General features: G+C 27.3%; 5 protein-coding genes. All 5 read left to right on the forward strand.

The features are described 5' to 3' along the window. The 5 genes from leuA to leuD all read left to right on the forward strand — a co-directional run bounded on the left by leuA (position 1) and on the right by leuD (position 5923). Complete coding sequence (leuA, locus tag BCC_RS00005; RefSeq protein ID WP_012622901.1) at positions 1 to 1551, forward strand: 2-isopropylmalate synthase; 1551 nt, start codon at positions 1 to 3, stop codon at positions 1549 to 1551. 48 nt (positions 1552 to 1599) lie between these two features. After that, on the forward strand, positions 1600 to 2445 hold the full coding sequence (locus BCC_RS00010; RefSeq protein ID WP_012622902.1) for a replication-associated protein repA1: 846 nt from the start codon (positions 1600 to 1602) through the stop codon (positions 2443 to 2445). Between the two features lie 327 nt (positions 2446 to 2772). Continuing rightward, the gene (leuB, locus tag BCC_RS00015; RefSeq protein ID WP_012622903.1) at positions 2773 to 3876 is read left to right on the forward strand and encodes a 3-isopropylmalate dehydrogenase; all 1104 of its coding nucleotides are present in this window, start codon (positions 2773 to 2775) and stop codon (positions 3874 to 3876) included. Beyond that, a complete protein-coding gene (leuC, locus tag BCC_RS00020) occupies positions 3876 to 5267 on the forward strand; it encodes a 3-isopropylmalate dehydratase large subunit (RefSeq protein WP_012622904.1) in 1392 nt (463 codons plus the stop codon). The genes leuB and leuC overlap by 1 nt, the downstream gene beginning before the upstream one ends. A gap of 50 nt (positions 5268 to 5317) precedes the next feature. Next, a complete protein-coding gene (leuD, locus tag BCC_RS00025) occupies positions 5318 to 5923 on the forward strand; it encodes a 3-isopropylmalate dehydratase small subunit (RefSeq protein WP_012622905.1) in 606 nt (201 codons plus the stop codon). Positions 5924 to 6054 lie beyond the last annotated feature (131 nt).

The raw sequence follows: 6054 nt of genomic DNA on the forward strand, positions 1-6054 counted from the left end.
ATGAACGAAAAAATAATTATTTTTGACACTACTTTACGCGATGGCGAACAGGCGTTGCTAACTAGTTTAACGTCTAATGAAAAAATTCAGATAGCTTTAGCTTTAGAACGTTTGGGAGTAGATGTAATTGAGGTGGGTTTTCCTGTTTCCTCTCCGGGAGATTTTAAATCGGTACAAATGCTTTCTAAAATTATAAAAAACAGTAAGATTTGTAGTTTAGCTCGCTGTTTACCAAACGATATAACTATTGCAGCGGATGCTATGCAATTTTCAAAAAATTTTAGAATTCATTTATTTTTAGGCACTTCTGATTTGCATGTATCTTCTAAATTAAAAAAAAATTTTAATGAAATAATTGAGATGGCAGTTGCTTCAGTCAAACAAGCAAAAAAATTTACGAATGATATTGAATTTTCGTGCGAAGATGCTGGTCGAACTACATTACAAAACTTATATTGTATTATTGAAGCTGTAATTAAAGCGGGTGCAACTACTGTTAATATTCCAGATACTGTAGGATATACTACTCCAACCCAATTCAAAAAAATAATTACTATGTTATTTAATCACGTAAAAAATATACATCAAGCAATTATTTCTGTACATTGTCATAATGATTTAGGAATGGCTGTAGCGAACTCTATTAGTGCTGTTGAGGCTGGAGTGAGACAAATTGAAGGAACTATGAATGGTTTGGGAGAACGTGCTGGAAATGCTGCTTTAGAAGAAGTTATTATGACATTAAATGTCCATAAAAATTCTTTAAAAGTCTCTACTGATATTAATATAAAAGAGATTCACAGAACCAGTAAGATCGTTAGTCAATTTTGCAATACACCGATTCCTTTAAATAAAGCCATTATAGGAAAAAATGTGTTTTCTCATTCCTCTGGTATTCATCAAGACGGTGTATTAAAAAATAGAAAAAACTATGAAATTATTGATCCAAATTCTATCGGATTTACTGATTATTGTTCTTTGAACTTGACTTCTCGCTCCGGGCGAGCAGCAGTCAAGCATCATATGAAAAAAATGGGATACGAAAATAGCGATTATAATTTAAACGAATTGTACATAGATTTTTTAAAATTAGCCGATAAAAAAGGTCGAATTTTTGATTATGATTTAGAAGCTTTAGCATTTTTTAAAAAACAACAAAATACAGAAGAATATTATAAATTGGAATATTTTGATGTTCAATCAAAATTATCAGGATTGTCTACTGCATATATTGTTTTAATATGTGGTTCTCAAACTAACATTCAAAAAGCTACCACCTATAATGGTCCAGTGGATGCAATATATCAAGCTTTAAATAAAGCAACTCTATATTCAATAGTTTTAAAAAAATTTCATTTGGAAGCAAATGGAGAGGGAAAAGATGCTTTGGGAAAAGTAAATATTATTGTTCAATACAAATTACGGAATTTTCATGGAGTTGGTTTAGCTACTGATATTATTGAAGCATCAGCTCAAGCTATGGTAAATGTACTTAATTATATTTGGAAATCTCAACAGGTTAATAAGGAACTGGAAAGATTGCAGAAATAAAAAAATAATTGTGTTCTTTTTTTTTAAAAATATTATTTGGAGACAATTGTGTTTAAAAGAAAAAAATATGTTGACAATCCTTATCCTAAATTTGTTCAACCTAAAAATCATAAAAAACGTCCAGCTTTTATTCGATACGCAATGCGATGTGCTGCTCAAACTGATGTAGCTAGAAACGAATTGTATTATACTAATCCATTAAAAAATCCTATAACAGGATGTGTTTTGCATAGAAAAAGACGTTTAAATGAACATAGAGCACGAGCATTAAGAGCTGTGGTGCAAGCGATGCTATATTATTTTAATATAGCATCTATGTTAGTTATGGCATCTGTTGAAAAATTGTCTGATGTATGTGGATTATCTACTTATTCTAGCGCAGGGAATAAATCTATTACACGCGCTTCTCGTCTTATTACTCAATTTATGGAACCTATGGGTCTTATAAGTTGTGAAAAAATTTGGGACAAAATTTTAGGAATGTATATTCCTAAAATTATTTATTTGAAACCTTTGTTTTTTATGCTTTTTGATATTTCTAAAATAAGACTCAAACGTGTTCGAATAAAGCAATTAGAATGGATCAATTCGCAATTAAAGAAAAAAGGGGAATATCCGATAACATTATTAGAAATTGAAAAACAGGCTAAAGAAAAACACATCCATTCCGCTTTATTATTTAGAAAGTCTAAATATATCATTAAAAAACAAAAAAACAAAGCAAAAAAATTTTTGGAATTAGACGAAAAATATGCAAAATCGTATATATTAAATAATTTGGTGAAAAAATATTCGACCAAAGAATTATGCAAACTTGGATTGACTAAATTGAAAAGAAAGGTAAATTGCGAATATTTTAGATTAAAAAAATTAGCACAACTTCCAGTTGTGTGATAATTTTTTTTTGAAATTTTTTTTTTTTTTTTTTGGATTATTATGCGTTTAATTACGTAGGGGGTATTTTTTTTAAAAATTTTATTTTACGAATCTATTATTTTTTTTCACTTGCATCTAATGTTTTTTTTTATTTTTTTTTTTTTTTTTGAGTATTCTTTTTTAAAAAAAACATTAGATGCAAGTGAAAAAAAATAATAGATGCTTCTTAAAGAGATACATGCAAAATAACTTTTAAAAAAAAAAAAAAAAAAAATAAAGATATATACTATAATATATAGTATATTAATACAGTAAAACAGATCAATAAAAATAGGCGAAACAGAAATGAAGAAAAAAAAAGAGTATAGAATTGCGGTTCTTCCTGGAGATGGAATTGGTCCAGAAGTTATGCAAGAAGCGTATAAAATATTAAATGTTATTAATAAAAAATTTGATTTTAATATTTATACAAACGAATACGATATTGGCGGTATAGCCATTGATAAATATGGTGCGCCGTTACCAAAAAAAACATTAAATGGATGTATAGAATCTCATGCTATTTTATTTGGATCTATTGGAGGAAAAGAATGGACGCATTTACCAGCAGACGAACAACCCGAAAGAGGCGGATTGTTACCATTAAGAAAATTTTTTAATTTATTTGTTAATCTTAGACCTATAAAATTGCATTTTTCTTTAAAAAAATTGTCTCCTTTAAAAAAAGAAATTATACAAGATGGATTTGATATTTTATGTGTTCGTGAATTAATTGGTGGAATATATTTTGGTTTACCAAAAGGAAAAAATACATTTGATAAAAAAAATATTTCTGCTTTTGATACCGAAATTTATTCGACCAAAGAAATTGAAAAAATTGCAGATATTGCATTCCAGTTGTCTTTAAAAAGAAAAAAAAAAGTTTTTTCTATTGATAAAGCAAATGTTTTAGAAAGTTCGATGTTATGGAGAGAAGTTGTGATCCAAGTTTCAAAAAGATATCCAAATGTTGAACTAATTCATTTGTATATTGATAACGCAGCTATGCAACTTATTAAAAATCCAAATCAATTCGATGTTATTTTGTGTTCCAATTTGTTTGGTGATATTTTGTCTGATGAATGTGCCGCTTTAACAGGATCTTTAGGTATGTTGCCTTCGGCTAGTTTAAATGAAAGTTTTTTCGGATTATTTGAACCTGCAGGTGGTTCTGCACCAGATTTGAAAGGAAAAAATATAGCGAATCCTATTGCTCAAATTCTTTCATTAGCATTATTATTTAAATATTCTTTACAATTAGAAAAAATATCACACTTAATAGAATTATCAGTTTTAAAAACGTTAGAAAAAGGATATCGTACATTAGATATTTCTAATGGTAAAAAATATATCACAACTGATCAAATGGGCAATTACATTGCAAAAACTTTATCTGAGTTAATAAACTAATGAAAACTACTTTATATCAAAAAATATTTGATTCACATTTAATATATGAAGATAAAAATACCACACCAATTATTTATATTGATTTACATTTAATTCACGAAGTCACATCTCCACAAGCATTCGATGGATTACGATTAAAAAAAAGGTTAGTTCGTAATCCTTTAAAAACTTTTGCTACCATGGATCACAATGTTTCAACAATTTCTAGAAAAATTAGTGATTCTAAAAAAATGGCAAAAATTCAAATGCGAACATTAATAAAAAATTGTAAAGATTTCAATATTCCTCTTTATGATTTAAAAAATATTAATCAAGGAATTGTACATGTTATAGGTCCAGAACAGGGTATGACTTTACCAGGTATGACCGTTGTTTGTGGTGACTCTCACACTTCTACACATGGAGCTTTTGGTGCTTTAGCATTTGGTATAGGTACTTCTGAGGTAGAACATGTTTTTGCTACACAAACCATACTACAGAATCGTATGAAAAATATGAGAATATCTATTTATGGAAATATAAAAAAAAATATTTTTTCTAAAGATATTATTTTAAATATTATCAATAAAATTGGTACTTCAGGTGGTACTGGTTATGTCGTAGAATTTTCTGGCTCAGTAATAAAAAAAATGAGTATGGAAAGTCGTATGACCATATGCAATATGGCTATTGAAATGGGAGCAAAATCAGGAATTATTGAACCCGATGCAATAACTTATAATTATTTAAAAAATAAAAATTTTGTTCCAAAAAATCGTTCTTGGAAAGAATATATTCGAAAATGGAATAATTTAAAGTCTGGACCAAAATCTTTTTTTGAGCAAGACTTTTCTATTAATATTAGTCATATTTCTCCACAAATTACCTGGGGAACTAATCCTTCTCAAGTAATTCCAATTAATGGAAAAATACCAATATTAAAAGATATACAAGATGTTAATGTAAGAGAGGATACCGAACGATCTTTAGAATACATGGGTTTAAAACCTGGTACAAGTTTGTTAAATATACCAGTTGATAAAGTTTTTATAGGTTCTTGTACTAATTCAAGAATTGAAGATTTAAGAGTTGTAGCGTCTGTTGTACAAAACAAGAAAATTTCTGATAATATTGAAGCATTAATAGTTCCTGGATCGGGGTTAGTAAAAAAACAAGCTGAAAAAGAAGGTCTCGATAAAATTTTTAAAAATGCTGGTTTTCAATGGAGACATGCGGGTTGTTCTATGTGTTTAGGTATGAACGAAGATCAATTAAAACCATACGAAAGATGCGCTTCGACTAGTAATAGAAATTTTGAAGGAAGACAGGGGCCAAAAGGAAGAACTCATCTTATGAGTCCTTGGTTAGCTGCTCAAACCGCTCTATATGGAAAATTTGTGCATATTGCATAACAATTTTCTATTTTAAAAAATTATTTTTAAAAAGATAAGTCAATATAATAATGAAAAATTTTATACAACATATTGGTGTTTTAGTTCCACTAGATATATCAAATATTGATACAGATATTATTATTCCGAAACAGTTTTTACAAAAAATCACACGTACTGGTTTTGGTAAACATTTATTTTTTAATTGGAGATTTAAAGATTCTGAAGGAAAAATTAAAAATGATAAATTTATTTTGAATCATGATAATTATCGAAAAGCCAGTATTTTATTAACAAGAGAAAATTTTGGTTGTGGTTCTTCTCGAGAACACGCAGTTTGGGCTTTAATGGATTATGGATTTAAAGTCATTATAGCTCAGAGTTTTTCTGATATATTTGTTAATAATTGTTTAAATAATAGATTATTATTAATTTCTCTTTCTAAAAAACATATTGAAAAATTATTTTTTATAACTCAACACAAAAAAAGAAAAATTTGTTTAATTGATTTATTGAAAGAAAAAATTATTGTAGATAAATATAATATTTCTTTCAAAATTGATTTCATTCAAAAACAATCAATTATGTATGGCTTTGATAACATTGACTATACATTAAAACATAAAAAAAAAATTGATTTATACGAAAAAAAGAAAAATAAATATGTTTTCTTTTGATTTTTATTGTTGAAATTGTAATTCAAGTCTCTAGTATTTTAGAGCATAAAATACTAGAGACATTTTAAAAAAAATTAATAAAAATATATTTTTTTTACACAAATATTATTTTTACAATAGGTATTTAAAAC

The sequence above is a fragment of the Buchnera aphidicola BCc genome (assembly GCF_000090965.1).
In the GTDB taxonomy this organism is placed as follows: Bacteria; Pseudomonadota; Gammaproteobacteria; order Enterobacterales; family Enterobacteriaceae; genus Buchnera_F; species Buchnera_F aphidicola_F.

Coding starts and splice junctions, on each gene's coding strand:
- leuB (WP_012622903.1), top strand. CDS start 2,773: ATGAAGAAAAAAAAAGAGTATAGAATTGCGGTTCTTCCTGGAGATGGA.
- leuA (WP_012622901.1), top strand. CDS start 1: ATGAACGAAAAAATAATTATTTTTGACACTACTTTACGCGATGGCGAA.
- leuC (WP_012622904.1), top strand. CDS start 3,876: ATGAAAACTACTTTATATCAAAAAATATTTGATTCACATTTAATATAT.
- leuD (WP_012622905.1), top strand. CDS start 5,318: ATGAAAAATTTTATACAACATATTGGTGTTTTAGTTCCACTAGATATA.